General features: G+C 59.4%; 18 protein-coding genes. 10 read left to right on the forward strand and 8 right to left on the reverse strand.

The features are described from left to right. Positions 1-86 precede the first annotated feature (86 nt). Complete coding sequence (locus tag KGB03_RS12780) at positions 87-1637, reverse strand: PLP-dependent aminotransferase family protein (protein ID WP_218536553.1); 1551 nt, start codon at positions 1635-1637, stop codon at positions 87-89. A gap of 90 nt (positions 1638-1727) precedes the next feature. Between KGB03_RS12780 and KGB03_RS12785 the strand changes: the two genes are divergently transcribed. Genes KGB03_RS12785 through KGB03_RS12795 form a run of 3 tightly spaced genes read left to right on the forward strand, consistent with a single transcriptional unit; the run spans position 1728 to position 3496 of the window. Beyond that, the gene (locus KGB03_RS12785) at positions 1728-2351 is read left to right on the forward strand and encodes an FMN-binding negative transcriptional regulator (RefSeq protein ID WP_223527211.1); all 624 of its coding nucleotides are present in this window, start codon (positions 1728-1730) and stop codon (positions 2349-2351) included. A 9-nt stretch (positions 2352-2360) separates the two neighbouring features. Next, the gene (locus KGB03_RS12790; protein ID WP_223527212.1) at positions 2361-2807 is read left to right on the forward strand and encodes a GNAT family N-acetyltransferase; all 447 of its coding nucleotides are present in this window, start codon (positions 2361-2363) and stop codon (positions 2805-2807) included. 17 nt (positions 2808-2824) lie between these two features. After that, complete coding sequence (locus KGB03_RS12795) at positions 2825-3496, forward strand: GNAT family N-acetyltransferase (RefSeq protein ID WP_223527213.1); 672 nt, start codon at positions 2825-2827, stop codon at positions 3494-3496. Between the two features lie 117 nt (positions 3497-3613). Here KGB03_RS12795 and KGB03_RS12800 read toward each other — a convergent pair whose 3' ends face one another. Beyond that, positions 3614-4513, reverse strand: a complete 900-nt coding sequence (locus tag KGB03_RS12800) for a homocysteine S-methyltransferase family protein (RefSeq protein WP_223527214.1) — start codon at positions 4511-4513, stop codon at positions 3614-3616. Positions 4514-4625: 112 nt separating this feature from the next. Here KGB03_RS12800 and KGB03_RS12805 point away from each other — a divergent pair, with 112 nt between their 5' ends. From KGB03_RS12805 to KGB03_RS12815, 3 genes are all read left to right on the forward strand, one after another. Next, entirely contained in the window at positions 4626-5447 is an 822-nt protein-coding gene (locus tag KGB03_RS12805; protein WP_192408818.1) for an ABC transporter substrate-binding protein, read from the forward strand. Next, a complete protein-coding gene (locus KGB03_RS12810; RefSeq protein ID WP_111448219.1) occupies positions 5444-6280 on the forward strand; it encodes an amino acid ABC transporter permease in 837 nt (278 codons plus the stop codon). Before KGB03_RS12805 ends, KGB03_RS12810 begins: the two co-directional genes overlap by 4 nt. Before the next feature lie 222 nt (positions 6281-6502). Then, a complete protein-coding gene (locus tag KGB03_RS12815; RefSeq protein ID WP_223527215.1) occupies positions 6503-8755 on the forward strand; it encodes an autotransporter domain-containing protein in 2253 nt (750 codons plus the stop codon). Between the two features lie 77 nt (positions 8756-8832). Here the strand turns inward: KGB03_RS12815 and oadA are convergent, their stop codons facing one another. Together oadA and KGB03_RS12825 are read right to left on the reverse strand one after the other, a co-directional pair. Then, positions 8833-10641 carry a sodium-extruding oxaloacetate decarboxylase subunit alpha gene (gene oadA, locus KGB03_RS12820; RefSeq protein WP_192408814.1) on the reverse strand — a complete coding sequence of 603 codons (1809 nt, stop codon included), beginning with the start codon at positions 10639-10641 and terminating at the stop codon, positions 8833-8835. Positions 10642-10652: 11 nt separating this feature from the next. After that, complete coding sequence (locus KGB03_RS12825) at positions 10653-12068, reverse strand: acetyl-CoA carboxylase biotin carboxylase subunit (RefSeq protein ID WP_223527216.1); 1416 nt, start codon at positions 12066-12068, stop codon at positions 10653-10655. Between the two features lie 190 nt (positions 12069-12258). On the opposite strand from KGB03_RS12825, the gene KGB03_RS12830 reads away from it, so the two are divergent. Beyond that, positions 12259-13221 (forward strand): LysR family transcriptional regulator, encoded by a 963-nt coding sequence (locus tag KGB03_RS12830; RefSeq protein WP_008007793.1) that lies wholly within the window; start codon positions 12259-12261, stop codon positions 13219-13221. Here KGB03_RS12830 and KGB03_RS12835 read toward each other — a convergent pair. From KGB03_RS12835 to KGB03_RS12845, 3 genes are all read right to left on the reverse strand, one after another. Then, positions 13163-13372 carry a PA3496 family putative envelope integrity protein gene (locus KGB03_RS12835; RefSeq protein WP_008156646.1) on the reverse strand — a complete coding sequence of 70 codons (210 nt, stop codon included), beginning with the start codon at positions 13370-13372 and terminating at the stop codon, positions 13163-13165. The genes KGB03_RS12830 and KGB03_RS12835 overlap by 59 nt on opposite strands. 240 nt (positions 13373-13612) lie before the next feature. Beyond that, the gene (gene hexR, locus KGB03_RS12840; protein ID WP_008156648.1) at positions 13613-14479 is read right to left on the reverse strand and encodes a transcriptional regulator HexR; all 867 of its coding nucleotides are present in this window, start codon (positions 14477-14479) and stop codon (positions 13613-13615) included. A 135-nt stretch (positions 14480-14614) separates the two neighbouring features. Continuing rightward, on the reverse strand, positions 14615-17488 hold the full coding sequence (locus tag KGB03_RS12845) for an EAL domain-containing protein (protein ID WP_223527217.1): 2874 nt from the start codon (positions 17486-17488) through the stop codon (positions 14615-14617). Between the two features lie 257 nt (positions 17489-17745). Here KGB03_RS12845 and uvrD point away from each other — a divergent pair, with 257 nt between their 5' ends. From uvrD to KGB03_RS12860, 3 genes are all read left to right on the forward strand, one after another. Continuing rightward, positions 17746-19929, forward strand: coding sequence for a DNA helicase II (uvrD, locus tag KGB03_RS12850; protein WP_056738578.1), 2184 nt, complete (start codon positions 17746-17748; stop codon positions 19927-19929). A gap of 306 nt (positions 19930-20235) precedes the next feature. Beyond that, positions 20236-21108: a Tim44 domain-containing protein gene (locus tag KGB03_RS12855; RefSeq protein WP_111448213.1), complete on the forward strand. Its 873-nt coding sequence runs from the start codon at positions 20236-20238 to the stop codon at positions 21106-21108. A gap of 136 nt (positions 21109-21244) precedes the next feature. Next, positions 21245-21652 carry an SMI1/KNR4 family protein gene (locus KGB03_RS12860; protein WP_008156656.1) on the forward strand — a complete coding sequence of 136 codons (408 nt, stop codon included), beginning with the start codon at positions 21245-21247 and terminating at the stop codon, positions 21650-21652. Between the two features lie 21 nt (positions 21653-21673). Here the strand turns inward: KGB03_RS12860 and KGB03_RS12865 are convergent, their stop codons facing one another. Continuing rightward, the gene (locus KGB03_RS12865) at positions 21674-23437 is read right to left on the reverse strand and encodes a cation:proton antiporter (protein ID WP_223527218.1); all 1764 of its coding nucleotides are present in this window, start codon (positions 23435-23437) and stop codon (positions 21674-21676) included. Positions 23438-23557: the final 120 nt, after the last annotated feature.

Consider the following 23557-nt stretch of genomic DNA (forward strand, 5'->3'; position numbering starts at 1 on the left):
CTGTCAGCGTCCAAGACATTGCACAGCGAGATGAAAAGACGATCCTGCAGCCGACTACGTACTGCGTCGAATCACCAGTGCGCCCTTTACCGGCGCCAGGTACTGCGCAAACGCGCAAGCGCTGATTCGATGGCCGCTTCCGGCACCGCCGCAAAACCGAGCACCAGCCCCGCTCGCTGATCCGCCGGGGTGCTCGAATCCGGCAACCAGTAGCTGCTCAGGCCATTGATCTCGACATCGACGCTGGCGGCGGCTTCAATCAGTTCGCGCTCGCGGGCCTGAGTGTCGACCGCCACCGTCAAGTGCAGCCCTGCCGCCACACTCGGCAGGCTGCCAACCCCGGGAATGTCCGAGGGCCAGTTGGCCAGAAGCGTGTTGCGGCGACTCAACGCAGCGCGACGCATGCGGCGGATGTGCCGTTGGAAATGCCCGGCCGCCATGAACTCGGCCATGACGGCCTGGGTGCTCACCTCGGAATGCCGAACATCGACCGCGCGACGCTGGGCGAAAGCGTCCACCAATGCCGGTGGCAGCACCAGATAACCCAGGCGCAATGCCGGGAAAGCCACTTTGCCGAACGTGCCGACGTAGAGCACCCGCCCGTGACGATCCAGCGCAGCCAGCGGTGCCAGTGGCGCGCCGCTGTAACGGTACTCGCCATCGTAATCATCCTCGACGATCCAACCCTCGGTTCGCTCGGCCCAGGCCAACAACTCCAGCCGCCGCGCCAGACTCATCACCACCCCGGTCGGGTATTGATGCGACGGCGTGACATAGGCCAATCGACAATCGTCGAGCCCGTTCAATTCGGTGCAGTCGATGCCCTCGCTGTCCACCGCCACCCCGTGCAATCGCGCACCGGCCACGGCGAATGCATGACCTGCCGCCCGATATCCTGGATTCTCGATCGCGACGCCATCGCCTGGCTCAACCAGCAGCTGTGCACAAAGGCTAATCCCCTGCTGTGCGCCACTGGTGATCACTATTTGCTCAGCCGTGCACTGCATCCCCCGGGAGCTGCGCAAATACGCGGCAATCAGGCCGCGCAAACGGGCGTCGCCTGCCGGATCGCCATAACACAACTGCTGCAAATCCGGTTTACGCCAGAAAGCCGCATTCAGCTTGGCCCAAACCTCGAAAGGAAACAGGTCGAACGCCGGAACACCGACCCGAAACGCACGGGGCGGACCACTCGGCGGCAAGGCCAAATGGTTCTTTTCCACGCGTCCGAGTGCACCGCTGTGGATAACTTTGCTGGATGAAACCACAGGTAAATCCAGCCAATTTGTGGATAAGGCTGTGGGTAACCCTGTTGACAACCCTGTGGATACTTTTGTGGATAGTTTTTTCACCGGCAACACGGATTGAGGCAATTGCGCGACATATGTCCCGTCACCCACACGTCCTTCAATAAAGCCCTCGGCGTAGAGCTGATCGTAGGCCCGAACCACGCTGTTTCGGGAAATCGACAACGCCGCCGCCAGATCGCGACTGGCCGGTAATCGCGTACCGCTGGCCAGCCGACCGTCGAGTACTCGCACCCGCAAGGCTTGATAGAGCTGACGACTCAAACCCTGACGGCGATCGAGTTCGATACCCGCCGGGTTGAATGACAAGGACAGTGGCTCGCGGGTCATGGCAATGGACCTATGAAATTGGTCGTTAATGGCTCTTACAACAGACCAATAGCCTGCCTAGGATGCAGGCATTCGCCAAGGAAAATCTCCATGTACACGCCAAGCAGCTTTGCCATCGATGATTTGCATGAACTGCACAAGCAGATACTCGGCACCCGCCTCGCGGTGTTGGTCACACACGGGGAACAAGGTCTGCAAGCCAGCCATTTGCCGCTGCTGTTGAGTTCAGACCAGGGCCCGAATGGCACGCTTTACGGACACTTTGCCAAGGCCAATCCGCAATGGAAGGAACTGCAGAACGGCGCCGAAGCCCTGGTGATTTTTGCCGGTGCCGACGCTTACGTCAGCCCGGGGTTTTACCCGAGCAAAGCCGAGCATGGCAAAGTCGTGCCGACCTGGAATTACGTCGCCGTGCATGCGTACGGCACGGCCGAAGTATTCACCGATGCCGATCGCCTGCGCACGCTGGTCAGTGCGCTGACTGATCGTCATGAAGCGGGTCGCGCCAGTCCATGGAAGGTCGCCGATGCGCCCGCCGACTACATTGACGGAATGCTCAAGGCCATCGTCGGTTTTGCCTTGCCGATCCAGCGCCTGGAAGGCAAACGCAAGTTCAGCCAGAACCGCAACGCTGCAGACATCACCGGTGTGCGCGAGGGGCTTGCCGCCAGCCCCGATGTGCACGACCAGGCCCTCGCCCACTTGATGCGTTAAGGAACGAACATGAGTCAGATCGACATCCGCCAGGTCACCGCCGACGACCACGCCGCCTGGTTGCCCTTGTGGCAAGCGTACCTGCGTTTCTACAACACCGAACTGCCTGAGGCCGTCACCCAAAGCACCTGGCAACGCCTGCTCGACCCGAGCGAACCGACCCATGCCGCGCTGGCCTGGGCCAATGGCAAAGCGGTGGGCATGGTGCACTTCATCTACCATCGTTCGAACTGGAGCATCGAAAACTCCTGCTACCTGCAAGACCTGTTGGTAACGCCTGAAACCCGCGGCACTGGCGTCGGCCGGCAGTTGATCGAATTCGTTTACGCCACAGCCAAAGAGGACGGTTGCTGCAAGGTCCACTGGCTGACCCACGAAACCAACGCCACCGCGATCCAGCTCTACGAGCGCATCGCCGAACGCCCCGGTTTCATCCAGTTTCGCAAAGCCCTGTAAGGTTCAAGGAGAACAGCATGTCGACTTCACTCGCCGACTGGAAAGGCGTTCCGGCGCCATCCGTCCAAACCATTGAAGGGCGTTTCATCCGCCTGGAAAAACTCGATCCGGCGCGTCATGCCGACGGATTGTGGAAGGCCCTGCAAGGCCCGGGTTCCGACCCGAAACTCTGGGACTATTTGCCTTACGGGCCGTTCCCGGAACGCAGTGCGTTCAACGATTGGCTGAACAATCACGCGGCCAATAGCGATCCATATTTTTTCAGTGTGATCGACCGTGCCAGCGGCGATGTGCAAGGCCTCCTCAGTTTGATGTCGATTGTTCCTTCGCAAGGCCGAATCGAGATCGGCCATGTCACTTTCGGTGCGCCGATGCAGCGCTCGCCGAAAAGCACCGAGGCGGTTTATTTGCTCGCCAGGGAATCCTTTGCGCTGGGTTATCGCCGTCTGGAGTGGAAGTGCAACAACGGCAACGCCCGCTCCAAATACGCGGCCGAGCGGCTGGGGTTCAGCTTTGAAGGGGTGTTCCGCCAGCACATGGTGGTCAAGGGACAGAATCGGGATACGGCGTGGTATTCGATTCTGGACTCGGAATGGCCAGCAATCGGGGCGGGGTTTGAGCGCTGGCTGTCCGATGAGAACCAGACGGATTCGGGGCAGGTGAAAACCCTGGCCGAGTGCCGCGGGTAATCTTCGGCGACCTGACCGACGCCTTCGCGGGCAAGCCCGCTCCCACAGGGTTTGGGGTCGCTCACACTGTGTGATTAGCCCGATCCAATGTGGGAGCGGGCTTGCTCGCGAATGGCTTCACGCCAATTTCTGGGCAAGTACCGCAATATGCTCCGGCCCAATCCCGCAGCAACCACCTAAATGACTGGCGCCGCGTTCTTTCCAATCAGCCGCCCACTGCAAATAACCCGGCGGATCGAGATCTTCGCGCAGCGGGTCCAGACCGTCGTTGGCCGTGGCCTCTTTCGGTTGCGGCGGGAAGGCATTGGCGTACGCGCCGATGTGAATTTTCACCCCCAGACGTTCGAAGGTTTCCCGCGCGGCATCAATCGCAGCACCGATCACTTCCGGCTGGCTGCAGTTGAACAGCAACGTCTCGACGCCCAGCTCCGCCGCCACGGTGGCGGCTTCAGCCACCGACTCACCCGAACGCAGGCGCGGCACTTCATCCGTGTCTTCATCCTTCAGGGTAAACGACAGCCAGAACGGCTTGCCGTCCGTTGGCAGACCGGCGTGGATCGCTCGCGCTTCAATGATCGAGCTCTGGGTTTCCGCCAGCCACAGATCGACATGAGGCGCCAACCCCTTCACCAGCGGCGCCAACAATTCAGTCGCCCGAGCAGCGTCGAAAAGGTCCGGACGATAGGACCCAAACAGCGGCGGCAATGAGCCGGCCACGCGCACCGCTTTACCCGAAGCCTCTACAGCGCGCCGCGCCAGCTCACCGGCCAACGCCGCGAGCGCCTGCCCTTCTGCTGCAAAACGCGCTTCGCCAATGTGAAACGGCACCACTGCGTAACTGTTGCTGGTGATCACGTTCGCACCGCTTTCGATATAAGCCGTGTGCACCGCCTCTACCGCTTGCGGCGCTTCGCTCAAGGCCAGCGCCGACCACTCGGGCTGTCTGAACGGCGCGCCTCGACGCTGCAACTCACGACCCATGCCGCCATCCAGAATTACCGTGCTTGCTGTGCCCATATGCTTTTCACTCATAAGCTTATGAAAATAACTCACTATCAGAGTCGTTCTTATAACTATTTAATACGCACCATCCGGTTAATAACAACCTCTTTTTTATCAGGGATCGACTGTGAAATTCCAACCACTCCTGGCCCTGGGCCTGACGATTCTGGCTGCCTCCACCCAAGCCTTTGGCGGCGCCACGCTGGATCGCGTCGAAAAAAACAAAGAGCTCGTGGGCGTGTTGATGGAAAGCTATCCACCCTTCTCGTTCCTCAATGATCAGAACCAGCTCGATGGATTCGACGTCGACGTGGCCAAGGCCGTGGCAGACAAACTGGGCGTCAGACTGCGCCTCGAAACCCCGTCCTGGGACGTGATCGCCGCTGGCCGCTGGAGTGGGCGCTACGACATCTGCATCTGCTCCATGACCCCGAGCAAGGCCCGCGCCGAGGTCTTCGACTTCCCGGTCGAGTACTACGCCTCGCCTGCGGTGATCGTGGTCAACGCCAAGGACGACAGCATCCACGGCGCCAAGGACTTGAGTGGCAAGAAAGTCGGCCTCACCAGTGCCTCCAGCTACGAAAGCTACCTGAACAAAAACCTGGTAATCGAAGGCGCCGAAGACACTCAATTGCAGTACCCGTTCGAGGACGTGCAGATCGCGCCGTATGACACTGACAACGTGGCATTCCAGGACCTCGGCCTGGGCGCCGGCGTTCGACTGGACGCGATCCTCACCAACCTTGTCACCGCCCAACCGCGCCTGACCGAGGACAAACGCTTCAAGCTCGCCGGCAAGCCGCTGTACTCGGAACCAAACTCGGTGGCCATTGAAAAAGGCGACGCCCAGTGGGACGCCAAAGTGCGTGACGTCTTCGCTCAGCTGAAACAGGACGGCACCCTGAGCAAGCTGTCGCAAAAATGGATCGGCGCCGACATCAGCAAATGACTTCTTTCCCAAAACCTCCCCAGCCGCCGCAACCGGTGGCTGAGTCGCGGCTGCAACGGATCTTCGGTTTTCGCACGCGGCTGTACCTGACCTGGGCAGCGATGCTCGGGTTGTTCGCCAGCTTCTTCCTGAGCTTCGACCTGAAGTTCTCGATCATCCTCGACAAACTGCCGAACCTGATCGGCCTGCACCTGGCGCCTAACGGCTTCCTGCAGGGCGCGGCGCTGACTTTGTTTCTATGCCTGTGCTCGATCGTGACTTCCTCGCTGCTGGGCTTCATCACCGCCCTGGCGCGGCTGTCGAAAAGTGCCGTGGCCTTCGGAATTGCGAGCTTCTATGCCTCGTTCTTTCGTGGCACACCACTACTGATCCAGATCCTGCTGATCTACCTCGGCCTGCCACAACTCGGCATCGTCCCGGGCGCCATTGCCGCCGGCATCATCGCCCTGTCGCTGAACTACGGCGCCTACCTGAGCGAAATCTTCCGCGCCGGCATCCTCGGTGTCCCCCACGGCCAACGCGAAGCGTCCCTGGCCCTGGGCATGCGCGAAACCGTGATCTTCTGGCGCGTCACCCTGCCCCAGGCCATGCGCACCATCATCCCGCCGACCACCAACCAATTCATCTCGATGCTCAAAGACTCCTCGCTGATCTCGGTAATGGGGGTTTGGGAAGTGATGTTTTTGGCGCAATCGTATGGGCGCTCGAGCTATCGCTACATCGAGATGCTGACAACAGCGGCGGTGATTTATTGGCTGATGTCGATTGGGCTGGAGCTGATTCAGGCGCGGATGGAGCGGCATTATGGGAAGGCGTATTTGAGCCGTAGTTAGCGAAAGGCAGATGAGTTTCCGAGTTTGCGATAGCCGACCATGTCTCGATTTGTTGTAAGAAAAAGCATCAGCCCGAACGGGTAAAAACCACCTTCCTCAGGAGGCCGGCAATTTTCTACACAACCTTCTGACAACCCCCGCAAGCCTGCGGGAAGCAGCTGACATCGGTACCTATAGCCTGCCTCTTAGAGTTTGGCCTCCCTTCAAACGAGGCCGTACTCGATGTCCGTTCAACACAAATACCGACCGAAACACCTGGCGCTGGCCGTTGCGCTTGCAGTGGGTTGCATAGAAGTCTCCATGGCGCAGCAACCGGAGCCTCAAGTCAATTCCGACGCGCCGGCCACCAAACCTCGTAAAAAAACCGCCAAGCCCAATGAGCGCTTCGATGATCTTTTCGCGATCAAGGCGTTCATCGCCCCCCGTGAAAACACTGCCCGAGCCACAAACGGGTCGGGGGAAGAGCAGGCCGTTCGGCCTGTAACAACCGAACCGCTTGCCAGCGTTGCAGTCGATTTCGATGATGCCTTCTATGAGTCTCTTGTCTTTCCCGAGCCCACCGCTTCCGAAGTAGCATCCGCTCCTGCGGAGGTAGACCCGTTCGTTGAGTTCCAGAACGACTACACCACTACACACACGCTCATTTCAAAGCCACTCCAAACCATCGACGGTGTCTCGCTGGAATTGGGCGACGCGAATGACCTTCTGGTCATCAACAAAGGCGCTCGATGGGAGGGCACACTCGATGGCGGCAACGGAGTCAACGGTCTGCTCCTTAACTCCGCAGACGGTGGCACAGTAGGAGACACAACCAATTTTGCTGCCCTGCGGGTCACGAAAGGCGCATGGACATTAAACGGCAGCAACGACTTCCATAAAGGCGCCGAAGTAAGGGAAGACGCTACGCTATTTAACCTTGGCGCTATAGAAGGCACTGTGTACGTCGATAACGGAGGCACCTACGGCGGCTACGGTAAAGTAGGCGGCTTGCACGTGGACGGTCAGTTACTGGTCAGTGAAAATTTGGGGGCTCCTTCCATCAGAGGGGACCTTACACTTAGCGAAAGCGCCACACTCGCCTATGAAGTAACGGATAACGCTGATACTTCACAGACGATTTTCGTCGAGGGAGTCGCCAGGCTTGGCGGCGCGTCTTTACTGGTTACCGCTCTGCCAGGCGACTACGCACAAACCACTAATCACACTTTACTTTCCGCAGATCGGGTCGAAGGAACATTCGGTCGAGTCAGCAGCACCCTTGCGTTCATGACGGCTACCCCGGACTACGGCGACGAAAAGGCCGTCCGCCTGACCTACGCTCGCAACGAAGTGCCTATCGAAAATCTCGCGACCAACGAAAACGGTCGGGAACTCGCCCGCAGTATTGAAGAGCCAAAATCCAGTCCGACGGCGCAGACACCTCCCAATACCGCGAACGCCGCTGTCACAGCCCTGCTCGCCTCCACCACCGAAACAGCCTCCCAGGCCATCGACCAACTGGACGGCGGCCAAAACGCCAACCTTGCAAAAGCGACCCTGAACAGTGACAGCCCAATCAGCGCCAGCATGCTCTCGGCCATGCGTCAGCTGGACAGCGCCAGTCGCTATAGCAATTCCAGTAGGCGCAATGCACCACGCCTGGCCGCCGGCAGCGAAGACAATGGCCGAGTCTGGCTTCAAGCATTGGGTCACGGTGGGACGCTGGATCGCGACTACGACGCTCTGAAATACACAACCCACGGTCTGCTACTGGGAGCGGATTGGGGCATCGATGAGGAATGGCGCATCGGTGTAATGAGCGGCAAATCCGAAACGCGTCTGGATAGCCGTGGACTCGACGGCGATCTCGACAGCTGGCATTTGGGAGCTTATGCCCTGCGTCAAAACGGACCAATGTCCCTGCGCCTAGGCGCGACCTATAGCAACCACGACGGCAGCACTAAACGCCGGGTTGCCTTCAAAGGTTTCAGCGACCGCCCCGAAGGCCGTTACGATGCCAACACCCAGCAGGCCTTTGCGGAATTGGGTTACAACCTGGGCCAGGCAAACGTCAGCATCGAACCGTTTGCCAGCCTGGGCTACCAACGCTATCAGCGCGACACTTACACGGAAAAAGGTGGCGCAGCGGCACTGAAGGTACAGGGTCAAACGCAGAACAACTTGAACAGCACGTTCGGCCTGCGGCTGGCAAAGCTCAACACGCTGGATAACGGCATGCAACTGACGCCGCGGTTCAGTGCCGGCTGGAAACACACTTACGGGGACGTCTACAGCGATACCCGCCAACGATTGGTGACGGGCGGAAAAAACTTCACCGTTTCCGGCGCGTCGCTGGATCGTGACAGTCTGCTGGTCGATGCAGGGCTGGACCTTGGATTGTCAGCAAAACACACCTTGGGCGTCGGCCTCACTGGCGAGGTCGGCACCGACAGCCGAAACCACGGCGTCACGGGTCAGTGGCGAATGAGTTTCTGACAGCCGCGAATCCGGGGCGAAAAAAAGGGGAGCACATGCCCCCCCGAGGTTTAAAGCGGTATATCGAGGCTGTTAACTCAGCCTTCGATCTCGATCAGGATTTCGCCCGGGTTCACCCGGTCGCCCTTGGCCACGTGGATGGCGGTGACTTTGCCGGCGATGGCCGATTGGACTTCGGTTTCCATCTTCATCGCTTCGGTGATCAGCACGGCCTGGCCGGCTTTCACGGTGTCGCCTTCCTTGACCAGCACGTCGACGATGTTGCCCGGCATGGTGGTGCTGACGTGGCCCGGTGCAGTGGCTTGCTTGCGCTTGCTGCTGCCGCCGCTGACGAATTCGTTGAGCGGTTCGAACACCACTTCTTCCGGCATCCCGTCGATAGACAGGTAGAAGTGACGCTTGCCTTCAGCCTTGACGCCGACACCGGTGATGTCGACGCGGTAGGTTTCGCCGTGGACATCGATGACGAACTCGGTCGGCACACCTTCGCCACCGGCCGAGGTCACACCGCCTGCTTCAGGAATCGGCAGCAGCACTTCTGGAGTCAGGGTGCCGGCGGCGCGTTCTTCTAGGAACTTGCGACCGATGTCCGGGAACATGGCGTAGGTCAGCACGTCTTCTTCAGACTTGGCCACCGCGCCGATTTCGCCACGCAGCTTGGTCATTTCCGGCTTGAGCAGATCGGCCGGACGCACGTCGATCACTTCTTCGCTGCCGATGGCCTGGCGACGCAGTTTTTCGTTCACGGTGCCCGGCGCCTTGCCGTAGCCGCCTTGCAAGTAAAGCTTCACTTCGTTGGTGATGGTCTTGTAGCGCTCGCCGGCCAGCACGTTGAAGAACGCCTGGGTGCCGACGATCTGCGAGGTCGGGGTCACCAGCGGCGGGAAGCCGAGGTCTTCACGAACGCGCGGGATTTCGGCCAGCACTTCATTCATGCGGTTCAGGGCGCCCTGCTCTTTCAACTGGTTGGCCAGGTTGGAAATCATCCCGCCCGGTACCTGGTTGACTTGAACGCGGGTGTCGACGGCGGTGAACTCGCTTTCGAACTGGTGGTATTTCTTGCGCACGGCGTAGAAGTACAGACCGATCTCTTGCAGCAGCTCCAGATTCAGTCCGGTGTCGAACTCGCTGCCTTTAAGGGCGGCAACCATCGACTCGGTGCCCGGGTGGCTGGTGCCCCAGGCGAAGCTGGAGATCGCGGTATCGATGTGGTCCGCACCGTTTTCGATAGCCTTGAGTTGGCACATCGCGGCCAAACCAGCGGTGTCGTGCGAGTGAATGAACACGGGCAGCGATTGCTCGGATTTCAATGCCTTGACCAGTTCGCCGGTAGCGTACGGAGTCAGCAGGCCAGCCATGTCCTTGATCGCCACCGAGTCGCAACCCATGGCTTCCATTTGCTTGGCTTGCGCCACGAACGCCTCGATGGTGTGTACCGGGCTGGTGGTGTAAGCGATGGTGCCTTGAGCGTGTTTGCCAGCGGCTTTCACCGCTTCGATGGCGACTCGCAGGTTACGTACGTCGTTCATCGCATCGAAGATGCGGAACACGTCGATACCATTGACCGCAGCCTTGGCGACGAAGGCTTTGACCACGTCGTCGCTGTAGTGGCGGTAGCCCAGCAGGTTCTGGCCACGCAGAAGCATTTGCAGGCGAGTGTTAGGCAAGGCCGCGCGCAGTTGGCGCAGACGCTCCCACGGGTCTTCCTTGAGGAAGCGTACGCAGGCGTCGAAGGTCGCGCCGCCCCAGACTTCCAGCGACCAGTAGCCGACTTTGTCGAGCTTGTCGCAGATCGGCAGCATGTCTTCAGTGCGCATGCGGGTCGCGAGCAGCGATTGGTGAGCGTCGCGCAGGATTGTGTCGGTAACGTAGATTTTCTTGCTCATTGTTCTTTTCCTCACAGGCCTGCGTGGGCGGCGATGGCGGCGGCGATGGCCAGGGCCAGCTCTTCGGGTTTGCGCTTGATCGAGTAGTTGGTCAGTTCAGGGTGGCTTTCAACGAAGCTGGTGTTGAACTGGCCGCTACGGAATTCCGGGTTACGCAGGATTTCCTGGTAGTACGCGGCGGTGGTCTTGACCCCTTGCAGACGCATGTCGTCGAGGGCGCGCAAGCCACGGTCCATCGCCTCTTCCCAGGTCAGCGCCCACACCACCAGTTTCAGGCACATGGAGTCGTAGAACGGCGGAATGGTGTAACCGGTGTAGATCGCCGTGTCGGTGCGCACGCCGGGGCCACCGGGGGCGTAGTACCGGGTGATCTTGCCGAAACTCGGCAGGAAGTTGTTCTTCGGGTCTTCGGCGTTGATCCGGAATTGCAGCGCGAAACCGCGGTGCTGGATGTCTTCCTGTTTCACCGAAAGCGGTAGGCCAGAGGCGATGCGAATCTGCTCGCGAACGATGTCGATGCCGGTGATTTCTTCGGTGATGGTGTGTTCCACCTGCACCCGGGTATTCATCTCCATGAAGTACACCTCGCCCTCGGCGAGCAGGAACTCCACGGTGCCGGCGTTCTCATAACCCACGGCCTTGGCTGCGCGCACCGACAGGTCGCCGATGTAGGCGCGCTGTTCCGGGGTCAGTTGCGGGCTCGGGGCGATCTCGATGAGCTTCTGGTTGCGACGCTGGATCGAGCAGTCACGCTCGAACAGGTGCACCACGTTGCCAAAGCTGTCGCCGAGGATCTGCGCTTCGATGTGTTTCGGATTGACGATGCATTTTTCCAGGAACACTTCCGCCGAACCAAAGGCCTTGGTGGCTTCGGAAATGACTCGCGGGAAGGCTTGTTCAAGTTCTTCTCGGCTGTCGCAGCGACGGATACCACGGCCACCGCCACCGGAAGTTGCCTTGAGCATCACCGGATAACCGATGCGGTCGCCTTCGAGCAACGCTTCCGCGATATCCGCGACGTTGCCTTCGGTCCCCGGGGTGACGGGTACGCCAGCCTTGATCATGCTGCGACGGGCTTCAGTCTTATCGCCCATGCGACAAATCACTTCAGCCGATGGACCGATGAACTTGATGCCGCGCTCGGCGCAGATATCTGCCAGTTCAGCGTTTTCCGAGAGGAAGCCGTAGCCGGGGTGCAGCGCATCGCAACCGGTTTCTACCGCCAGATTCACCAGCTTGCGCGCATTCAGGTAGCCGGCCAGTGGCTCGGCACCGATGCTGTGGGCCTCGTCCGCACGCTTCACATGCAACGCATGGCGGTCGGCGTCGGAATAGATCGCGACCGAGCGAATGCCCATCTCGGCGCAGGCACGTACGATTCGTACGGCAATCTCACCACGGTTGGCGATCAGGATCTTTTTTATCACTTGGAGGTTCCCTTGAGCCGGTGGTACCCACGACCTGCTAGACCAGGTCGACGCGTGACCAAATGTTTCAATTCAGTCGCAGGCCCACACTAGCCCCCACAAGGGATTAACAAAAATGATTAATTATTGGGTCAGGCATAAGTAAAGACTTATAGTTGACTCATCAGCCTGCGGCGAGAGTGCCAATAAAATGCGTAAGTCCTTGATGCGTATGACATTGCGTCAATTACAGATCTTCAATGAGGTCTGTGATTTGAGGTCCTACAGCCGCGCAGCCGATGAAATGTCTCTCACACAACCTGCCGTGAGCCTACAGATTCGTCAACTTGAAGAGCTGATCGGTCAACCTTTGTTCGATTACGTCGGCAAAAAGCTCTACATGACCGAGGCTGCCGAAGCCCTTCAACGCGCCAGCCGGGACATTTTCGGGCGGCTGGAAAACCTCGACATGCAGCTTTCTGACATGCAGGGATCGTTGCAAGGTCAGCTGAAACTGGCGGTGGAATCCAGCGCCAAGTATTTCGTGCCGCATCTGTTTGCCGCGTTCAAGCGCCAACATCCAGAAGTGAACCTGCAACTGACGGTGGTCAATCGCGGGCAGGTCATTCGACGACTGTCGGACAACCGCGACGACCTGGTGATCATGTCCATGGTGCCGCAGGACATGGGGCTGGAGTTCTTGCCATTCCTCAACAACCCGATCGTTGCCGTGGCGCCACCGGATCATCCGCTGTGCCACATGGGCCCGCTGCGTTTGCAGGATCTTGAACCCTACACGTTGCTGATGCGCGAATCCGGCTCCGGGACGCGGCTGGCTTGCGAAGAATATTTCAAAGAGAAGCGCGTGCACTTCAACCAGACCCAGGAAGTCTCGTCAGCCGAAGCACAGCGTGAATGTGTGCTGGCGGGTCTGGGCGTGGCGCTGTTGACGCGTCATGCCCTGAACCTTGAGTTGGCGACCGGCGGATTGATCGAGTTGCCGGTCGAAGAGCTGCCGTTGTACCGCAGCTGGTGCCTGGTGCAAGCCAAGGCGAAACGGCTGTCACCGGTGGCGCACGCGTTCCTTGCGTTTATTCGCAGCGAGCGGGTGCAGATCAGCGCGCTGGTTGAGCGTTTCGACGGGAAGTTGCCGGTGCCGCCTGCCAGTAGTTGAGCTCCAGCTCAGGGAAATCACCAATCTCGGCCAGCAGTTGGCGACGTTCGCAGCGATCTTCGATAGCGCGGCGAAATTCCATGCGGCGCTGGTCTTCCTGCTGACGACGGGTTCTGACGGCGCTGTTGCGTTCTTCGTAGGGCTGGGCCATTTCGAGTCTCCCAAGGCGATGACGGGAGTTTCAAGATAGGCGCGAGGGATGACGGTTTGGCGGCGGGTGGGTTACAGGGATGTGAACATTGGCGAAGGGCTTGGCGAGTTTGAGGACGCCTTCGCGAGCAAGCCCGCTCCCACATTTGACCGAGTTATTCAGGCGGACGCGGTCAAATGTGGGAGCGGGCTTGCTCGCGAATGAAGGTCGGAACGACCTTCCGGCGATCTCAGATCAGAATTAATCGTCCAGCGCTTTTACCGATTTGGGTGACAGCCGCAAGCTGCGCAGGCTGCGCTTGACGCTCTTGAGGTGGTTGACCAGGCTCGGCCCGCGCGCCATGGCCACGCCCATCGCCAACACATCGATCACCACCAGGTGGGCAATGCGCGAGGTCAGCGGCGTATAGATCTCGGTGTCTTCGTGCACATCGATCGCCAGGTTGACGGTCGACAGCTCGGCGAGCGGTGTCTGGCTCGGGCACAAGGTAATCAGCGAAGCGCCGCTTTCGCGCACCAGATTGGCGGTGATCAACAAATCTTTGGAACGCCCGGACTGGGAAATACAGATCGCCACGTCGGTCGGCTTCAACGTGACCGCCGACATCGCCTGCATGTGCGGGTCGGAATACGCCGCCGCCGTCAGCAACAAGCGGAAGAACTTGTGCTGGGCATCGGCCGCCACTGCACCCGACGCGCCAAAGCCATAAAACTCGACCCGCTGGGCCTGCGACATGAGCGACACGGCACGCTGCAACTCCACCGGATCAAGCTTCTCGCGAACCTCCATCAGCGTGTGCAGGGTGGTGTCGAAGATTTTCAGGCTGTAGTCAGCGACCGAGTCGTCTTCATGAATCGCGAATTGTCCGAAGCTCGCACCGGCAGCCAGGCTCTGTGCCAGTTTCAGCTTCAAGTCCTGGAAACCGGAGCAACCGATGGCGCGACAGAACCGCACGATGGTCGGTTCGCTAATGCCCACGTTGTGGGCCAGGTCGGCCATGGAGCTGTGCATCACCGCCGCAGGATCAAGCAGCACGTGGTCGGCGACCTTGAGCTCCGACTTGCGTAAGAGGTGGCGTGACTGGGCGATGTGTTGCAGCAGATTCAAAGGGCTGGACTCTTTGTTATTGGCAGGTGCCGGGGATGTAGCACGCTTGTAGTTATACTACATGAATCGGCTTTTTGCCTGCTCAATGCGTAACTCGATGTCCCCATTTCACGCCACATGCGCTCCATGTAGCCCTTACAAGTGTTTCTCGTCCGCACGCAACAGTGCCGCCAGGCCATCGGCCTCGACAGGACGGCTAATCAAATAGCCCTGCACTTCATCGCAGTGCTCGGCTTTCAAAAACTCCAACTGCTCTGTCCGCTCCACCCCTTCAGCCACCACTTTCAGTGACAAGCCGTGCGCCATGGCAATGATCGCCCGGGTGATCGCCGCATCCTCGCTACCCTCCCCCAGACCGCGGATAAATGCCTGATCGATCTTCACGTAATCCACAGGGATGCGCTTGAGGTAGCTCAGGGACGAATACCCGGTGCCGAAGTCATCAATCGCCAACTTGACCCCCAAATCACGCAATTGCTGGAAGGTCGCGATGATGTGCTCGACGCTGTCCAGCAACTGACTTTCGGTGAGCTCCAGCTCGAGGTAGTGCGGCGCCAGACCGGTTTCTTCCAGCACCTGACGCACCAGGCTGACCAGTTTGCCCTGACGCAATTGATGCACCGACAGATTGACCGACACCCGAATCGGCGCAAGCCCCTGACGCTGCCACTCACAGGCTTGCCAGCAAGCCTGACGCAACACGAACTCGCCGATCGGGCCGATCAAACCGGTTTCCTCGGCCAGGCCGATGAAGTCCCCTGGCGGCACACGGCCCATGGTCGGGTGATCCCAGCGCACCAGCGCTTCGGCGGCATTCAACCGACCCGTGGCGAGGCACAGTTTCGGTTGATAAAACACCATCAACTGCTTCTCTTCGATCGCCTTACGCAGTTGATTTTCCAGCTGCAAGCGCTCCAGCGTGCTGGCTTGCAGGCTGTCGGTGTAGAACTGGAAGTTATTTCCGCCCAAGTGCTTGGCGTGCTGCATGGCCATATTGGACTGATGGACCAGCGCGGAAATTTCTCGCGCGTTGTCCGGCAACAGACTGATGCCCATGGACGCGCTGACCACCAGTTCATGGCCCTCGACAGTGATCGGCAAGCGCAACTTGGTCGACAGTCGGGTCGCCACCCGCGCCAGGCTCGACAGGTTGCCGTAGGCATTGAACAACACGGCAAATTCATCACCGGACAAGCGAGCGATGGTGTCTGCTTCCGGCAATGCGTTGACCAGCCGCCGAGCCATCTTCTGCAAGAGTTGGTCGGCTATTTCATGGCCAAGGCTGTCATTGAGCAGCTTGAAACGATCCAGATTGATGTGCAGCAACGCCAGACTGCGATAGCCGCCCTGGCGCACCCGCTGATGGGCCTCGCTTAGCCGTTCCCGGAACAGTGAACGGTTAGCCAGACCCGTCAATTCGTCGTAATGCGCCAGGTAACGCATGCGTTCTTCAGATTCGCGCCGGGCCGATAGATCGGCGAAGAAGCCCACGATATGGCTCACATTTCCCCGAGCATCACGCACCGCGTTCAGTTGCAACCATTGCGGATACAGCTCGCCATTCTTGCGGGTTTCTACCAGCTCGCCCTGCCAACTGCCGTGCTGCTCCAGCGCCTGATGAATCGCAGCGTAGTGCCGGCGGGCATCGCGGCTGCACGGCAACTCGACCACGTTGCGTCCAATCATGTCTTCAATGTCATAGCCGGTGACTCGGCTGAAGGCCTGATTGACCGCGATCAACGCGTAATTCGGATCGAAAATCACGATGCCTTCGCTGGCGGCTTCGAACACCGTTGCGGCCAGTTGCCGTTGCTCTTCCAGCGCTTTGCTGACGCTGATGTCGCGACGGGTGCCGACCATACGGATCACCCGGCCATTTTCGCTGCGCTCAACCGCTCGACCACGGTCTTCGATCCAAACCCAATGGCCATCGCCGTGGCGCACACGGTACTCAATCTGGTAGTCCTCGCTGCGGCCCTTCAAATGCTCGACCAGTGCGCGCTTGAGCGACGGCAAGTCATCGGGGTGCAGGCGCGGCTTGAGGTGGCGAAGCATGGCCGTCACGAATTCCGGCTCCAGGCCGAACAGCTCCTGAAGATGGGTGTGATGGACTTCGTCGGTTTGCAGGTTCCAGTCCCACAGACCGAGCTCACTGGCCTTCAACGCCAGCGCCAGACGCGCTTCACTCTTGCTCAGGGCCTGATTGGCAGCGTCCAGCTCCAGGCTGCGCTGGGCAACTCGGCTTTCCAGCTCGATCTGAATTTGCCGCAACTCGTCTTCGGCACGACGGCGCTGGTCGATTTCCTTGGCCAGCTTTTGATTGAGCTGATCGCTGCTGTTTTGAGCCTGCTGCAAGTGCTCGATCAGTGCCTGATTCTGGAAGCGCCGCAACAGCCCGCTATCGATGAGCCGATTGACCTGCCAGGCGACCACACTCAACGCGCCCAACAAAATCAGACCGAACCAGCCCCATCCCTGATCTTGTTCATCGCCGCCCCATAACAGATAGCCGATGGCCGGCAACAGACAGGGCAAGGTAAAGGACAGGAACGCCGGCAGGCTGACCGCATAGGCAACACTGGCCGAAAGCGCTGCAGCGCCGATCAGGCCGAACACCCAGGCTTGTTGCATGAAGTTATCGGCGGGTACCAGCGCAATGCCAGCGCCGGCCAGGGTCAGGCCGGTCATGGCCGAACCCAGCAAAAACATCCGGCGCCAGATCGGATGGGCCTGACGGTTGGGTATCGCCGAATCGAAGGCCGCGACTTGAATCACCCGCAACGCCACCAGCGACAACAGCCACACCAGCCAGACGCTGACCAGGAAGTAACGCTGCGGGCTCCAAAGCAAGCCAGCGCAAACCAGACCGTTGATCAACATGAATAACGTGGGCAGCAACGAGCCCTGATAAAGCAGACGCGTGCGTTCGACCGCCATTTCCATGGCGTACTGTTTGCGGATAACCCGGGGCTCCACAACGGGGCCCGACAGGTCGGTGCTGAGGGTCATAGGCAATGTTCTTGTTCTTATAATGATGAGCATGCGCCCGAAACGTCGACGGAGCATACACAAGCAAATGCCCGGACCAAACTGCCCCAGATCATAAATAGACCAAAGTATCGACTGCCTGGCCCCGTGTAAAAGCAGCCAAGCGAGCCCCGCCAACGCTTGCAGCCAGTGACTGACCGGTCGTCCTGCACCTATCTTTCATCGGCTAAAACAATGCAGGGTTTGCCCGGTGTGACGCCGCCCCCTAGAATGCCCCGATGCGCGATGATCTCTCCCTTCTGCTGAACTCCCTCAACGATGCCCAACGCCAGGCCGTAGCTGCCCGCGTGGGTCGTCAGTTGGTCCTGGCCGGTGCTGGTTCCGGTAAAACCCGAGTGCTGGTGCACCGTATCGCCTGGTTGATCCAGGTCGAAAACGCCTCGCCCCACTCCATCCTGTCGGTGACCTTCACCAATAAGGCCGCTGCCGAGATGCGTCATCGCATCGAGCAGCTGATGGGTATCAACCCGGCCGGCATGTGGGTCGGCACCTTCCACGGCCTGGCGCACCGCTTATTGCGGGCGCACTGGCAGGAAGCCGGCCTGAGCCAGACGTTCCAGATTCTCGACAGCGACGACCAGCAACGACTGGTCAAGCGGGTGATCCGCGAGCTGGGCCTGGACGAGCAACGCTGGCCGGCCCGTCAGGCCCAATGGTTCATCAACGGGCAGAAAGACGAAGGTCTGCGTCCGCAACACATTCAAGCCAGCGGCGATCTGTTCCTGGCGACCATGCGCAGCATTTATGAAGCCTATGAGGCTGCGTGCCTGCGCGCTGGCGTGATCGACTTCTCCGAATTGCTGCTGCGCGCCCTCGACTTGTGGCGCGATCATCCGGGCCTGCTGGCGCATTATCAGAAGCGCTTCCGGCACATTCTGGTGGACGAGTTCCAGGACACCAACGCCGTGCAGTACGCCTGGTTGCGACTGCTGGCCAAGGGTGGCGACAGTCTGATGGTGGTTGGCGACGACGATCAGTCGATCTATGGCTGGCGCGGCGCGAAAATCGAAAACATTTATCAGTATTCCGACGATTTTCCAGATGCCGAAACCATTCGTCTGGAGCAGAACTACCGCTCCACCGCCGGCATCCTTAAAGCAGCCAACGCCCTGATCGCCAACAACACGGGACGCATGGGCAAAGAGCTGTGGACCGACGGCGGCGAAGGCGAAGCGATCAACCTGTACGCCGCGTTCAACGAACACGATGAAGCACGCTACGTGGTGGAAACCATCGAAAGCGCGCTGAAAACCGGCTTGGCTCGCAGCGATATCGCGATTCTGTACCGCTCCAACGCCCAATCACGCGTTTTGGAAGAAGCCTTGCTGCGTGAGCGCATTCCGTACCGCATCTATGGCGGTCAGCGCTTCTTCGAACGGGCAGAAATCAAAAACGCCATGGCCTACCTGCGCTTGCTGGAAGGTCGCGGCAACGATGCAGCGCTGGAGCGGGTGATCAACGTTCCGGCCCGGGGCATCGGAGAGAAAACCGTTGAAGCGATCCGCGACCATGCCCGTCACAGCGATGTGTCGATGTGGGAAGCCATGCGCCTGCTGGTGGCTAACAAAGGCCTGACCGGCCGTGCGGCCGGCGCGCTGGGCGCATTCATCGAGCTGATAGAGAACCTCGCCGCCAAGTGCATGGAAATGCCGCTGCATCTGATGACCCAGACCGTCATCGAGCAGTCCGGGCTGATCGCCTATCACGAAGCGGAAAAAGGCGAGAAAGGCCAGGCCCGGGTAGAAAACCTTGAGGAACTGGTCAGCGCCGCGCGCAACTTCGAAAACGCTGAAGAAGATGAAGACCTGACGCCATTGGCGGCGTTCCTCGGTCACGCGTCCCTGGAGGCCGGGGATACTCAGGCCGACGAGCACGAAGACAGCATTCAGTTGATGACGCTGCACAGCGCCAAGGGTCTGGAATTCCCTTACGTGTTCCTGGTGGGCATGGAAGAAGGCCTGTTCCCCCACAAGATGAGCCTTGAAGAACCGGGTCGTCTTGAAGAGGAGCGCCGTTTGGCCTACGTCGGTATCACCCGGGCCATGCAGAACCTGGTGATGACCTACGCTGAAACCCGACGCCTGTACGGCAGCGAGACGTACAACAAGGTGTCGCGTTTCGTACGTGAAGTGCCGAAAGGCCTGATTCAGGAAGTTCGGCTGTCCAACAGCGTCAGCCGTCCGTTCGGCGGTGGCCAGCAGCAGAGCTCCAGCAGCCTGTTTGGCGGTAGCGAGATCCCGGATACCGGGTTCAGCCTCGGCCAGGCCGTACGGCATTCGGTGTTTGGCGACGGCGTGATCCTGAACTTCGAAGGTGCCGGGGCCCAGGCTCGGGTGCAGGTGAACTTCAGCGAAGGCAGCAAGTGGCTGATGTTGGGTTACGCGAAGCTGGAAGCGATTTAAAGCCCACCGCAGGGCTTTTCTGTGGGAGCGGGCTTGCTCGCGAAGGCAGCGCCGCGGTGTATCAGAAACACCGTGTCATCGTTCTTCGCGAGCAAGCCCGCTCCCACAGGTTGATCTGATGAAATCACCAAATTTCCTACAGAACTAATCCACTCGTCCTACAGACCAAAACTAACAGGCCTTATTGCGCTGACCGAAGCTGAACGCAACCTGTCAGGCAAAAGCCCGAAACACTCTGCCGCTAGCCAGTAACCCTTCAGCTGTGCAACATGGCGCGCGTGCCATCCACAAATGGGAATTCCCTTTATGAAACGTTTTCTTAGCATCGCCATGGCGTTGTGCATCGGCCTGACGATGAGCCTCGACGCCAACGCCAAGCGCTTTGGTGGCGGTAAGAGTTCCGGCGCTGCGCCGACTCACCAGACCAGCCAAATGGCGCCTTCTTCTGCCGCAGGTGGTGCTGCCGCCACTGCGGGCGCGGCCGGTGCCGCTGGCGCTGCCGCCAAAGCCGGCGGTGCTTCGCGCTGGCTCGGCCCTCTGGCCGGCATCGCGGCCGGTGGCCTGCTGGCCTCCATGTTCATGGGCGGCGGCTTCCAGGGCATGCAGATCTTCGACATCCTGATCATGGCCGTCATCGCCTTCCTGATCTTCCGTTTCATCGCCGCTCGTCGTCGCAAGCAGCAGGAGCACATGGCTCCAGCTGGCGCACCGATGCAGCGTGAAGTGTTCGAGCAGAAGCCAACGGCCATGGGTTCGGTCTTCGGCGGCTCGGCAGCACCGGTTGCCGCTCGTCCGGTGATCAACGCACCGGCCTGGTTCAATGAAAAGAACTTCATTGAAGCGGCCCGCAACCACTTCCAGTCCCTGCAGCAGCACTGGGACGCCAACGAAATGGACAAGATCGCCGAGTTCGTGACCCCGCAACTGCTGGAGTTCCTCAAGCGCGAACGTGCCGATCTGGGTGACGGTTTCCAGTCCACCTACATTGATAACCTCAATGTTCAACTGGACGGCGTGGATGACCGTGCCGACAAGACCATCGCCACCCTGACCTTCACCGGTGTGTCGAAGACCTCGCGTTTCGACCAGGGCGAAGTGTTCAGCGAAAGCTGGAACATGGAGCGTCCGCAGGGCGAGAACCAGCCTTGGCTGGTCGCCGGTATCCGCCAGAACGGCTGATCCCTCCTGCGTTAAGCATGCTGTAACGAAAACCCCGGCCTTGCCGGGGTTTTTCTATTTCACGGTTACATCTATAGCGAGCTACTGTATAAACCGCCCCAACTAAACCGCGCCATCAAGCAAGAGGATCCCGGACGTGGAAGAAATCATCGAACAACTGCGTGAAGCCAACGAACCGGTACCGGTCCCCTTGGAGTTGCCCGACGAAGATCAATTGGTGGAAATCGAAGAACAGCTGTTCATCGACATTCCGTTTGTCTTCAGAGAGTTTTTGCTGACCGTCAGCGACGTCGTCTACGGCAGCCTGGAGCCGGTGACCGTCACCGACCCGCAATCCCACACCTACCTGCCAGACGTTGCCGCCAACGCCTGGGATGCGGGTGTTGATCGCAGCATGATTCCTATCTGCCAGGACGGTGACAACTACTACCTGGTCGAAGAAGACGGCACCGTGGTGCTGTGGTTGGCCGAAGAAGAGCTGATCGCCGAAGAAACCTGGGAATCGGTATGGCACTGGGCGCGGGACGTCTGGCTGGAAAGCTGAGACGCCTGACGCGCTACAGGGTTAATGCCCGGACGAGTCCTTGTGATTGTCCAGTGTTTCGAGCAACGCCACCTGCATCCGCGTGTGCACGCGGATGAACCAGCGCCAGAGCAGCGCCGCTACAGCGGCCGCGACGACAACGATCAGCACCAGCAACTTGTTGGTCGGCAGAATACTGGCCGACAAGGCTGCCAGCAGCAGAAAAATCACCAGCAGCGAGAGGATCGGGATCACTTCGGCGATCACCCGACGCACTCGCTGCGTGTGGCGGCCGGCCATCTCCGGCTTCACGCCCATCTCCGCCAACAGCATCGAAAGCGCCTTGAGCTTGCGATAGGCGGCGATCAGGAACGGCAGCGACAACAGCAACGCCCCGCCCCAAATCAACGCTTTCTGCCAGCTCGGGTCGCTGATCCAGTCTTGCAGGTAAACGGACATGCGCTCGGCGAAAAAAGCACCCGAGAAGAAGATCGCAATCACCAGCGCCAGATTGACCCCCACCTGCAACAGAATCCGCCGAATCATCGACGCCAGTAGCGCGCCCTCGCCCTGAGGCTGGATGCTACGCAGCCATTCGCCGTACATCCCCAATACCCGGCCCAGTCGCTTCGGCATCACCGCGGCAAGCTTGATCGACAGCGGATCAGCCGCGCGAATCAGGTAGGGCGTCAGCAACGTGGTGATCACCGAGACGGCAACCGCGACCGGGTAGAGGAAGTTGCTGGTGACCTGCAACGTCATGCCCAGCGCGGCGATGATGAAAGAAAATTCGCCAATCTGCGAAAGCCCCATTCCGACTCGAAGTGAGGTGCGTCCATCATTACCAGCGATAAAGGCACCAAGGCCGCAAGAAAACATCTTGCCCAGCACCACGGCCACGGTAATCACTGCAATCGGCCACGCGTACTGCAGCAGAATCATCGGATCGAGCATCAGCCCAATGGCGACAAAAAAGATCGCACTGAACAGGTCGCGAACCGGTTCGATCAAGCGCTCGATTTTCAGCAATTGCCGGGATTCAGCCATGATCGCGCCAATCAGGAAGGCACCGAGCACCATGCTGTATTCAAGTTTGACCACCAGCAAACAGAAGCCGAAACACAGGCCTAACACCGTAATCAGCAGCATTTCATTGCTTTCGAACTTCGCCACGTAAGCCAGCAATCGCGGCACCAGCAGGATGCCGATGACCAGTGCGACAATCATGAACAGCGAGAGCTTGCCGACCGTTGAAAACACTTCGCCGGAACTGACCGTGCCGCTGACTGCGATGCTCGACAGCAAGGCGATGATGCCGATGCCAAGGATGTCTTCAACGATCAGCACGCCGAAAATCAGCTGCGCGAAGCGCTCGTTCTTCATCTTCAGGTCGTTGAGCGCCTTGACGATGATGGTGGTCGAGGAAATCGCCAGGATCGCGCCAAGAAACAGCGAGTCCATGGTGTTCCATTCGAACCAGCGACCGATCTCGTAGCCGATCCAGATCATCAGCACGATTTCCAGGAACGCCGCAATGAACGCTGTGGCGCCGACCTTGAACAGCTTGCGCAGGCTGAACTCCAGGCCCAGGCAGAACATCAGGAAAATCACCCCGAGTTCGGCGAGGGTTTTGATGGTGTCTTCATCGTGGATCAGGCTGAACGGCGGGGTGTGCGGGCCGATGATGAAGCCGGCGACGATGTAGCCGAGCACCACCGGTTGTTTGAAGCGATGAAACAGCACGGTCACCACACCCGCGATCAACATGATCACTGCCAGATCCTGAATGAAACTGATGGCGTGCATGGTGTGGGGTTCCTGTTCGAGCAAGGTGAAAAATCCACTTTCCGCGTGGGAATTACCCTTGAGAAGGGGCTTTTGAAGGGTAACACCGCGACTTCTGGCAGAAAGGCGGTGCAATATATG

Source organism: Pseudomonas sp. BF-B-26 (genome assembly GCF_019956495.1).
Lineage (GTDB): Bacteria > Pseudomonadota > Gammaproteobacteria > Pseudomonadales > Pseudomonadaceae > Aquipseudomonas.